The 264-nt window shown below is 62.5% G+C and carries 1 protein-coding gene; it reads left to right on the top strand.

Annotated features, from left to right (window positions below):
- The coding region (locus tag QMX96_RS26850; protein ID WP_282362743.1) for an AMP-binding protein at positions 1 to 264 on the top strand (264 nt) is incomplete at both ends.

Here is a 264-nt window from a genome sequence, read left to right as displayed (position 1 = left end):
AGGGCGCGTTGCTCGCGCACCACAACGTGCTACGCCTGTTTGCCGCCACCGAACACTGGTTCAACTTCGGGCCGAGTGACGTGTGGAGCCTGTTCCACTCCTATGCCTTCGACTTCTCGGTGTGGGAAATCTTTGGCGCGCTGCTGTATGGCGGCAGGCTGGTCATCGTGCCGCAGGCCACCAGCCGGGCACCGGAAGAGTTCTTCCAGTTGCTGTGCGAGCAGGGGGTCACCGTGCTCAACCAGACGCCATCGGCGTTCAAAC

The sequence above is a fragment of the Pseudomonas sp. PS01300 genome, from assembly GCF_029960155.1.
GTDB classification, from domain to species: domain Bacteria; phylum Pseudomonadota; class Gammaproteobacteria; order Pseudomonadales; family Pseudomonadaceae; genus Aquipseudomonas; species Aquipseudomonas palmensis.
Note: the sequence above shows the minus strand (reverse complement) of the source record. Positions and strands in the feature narration are given on the sequence as shown.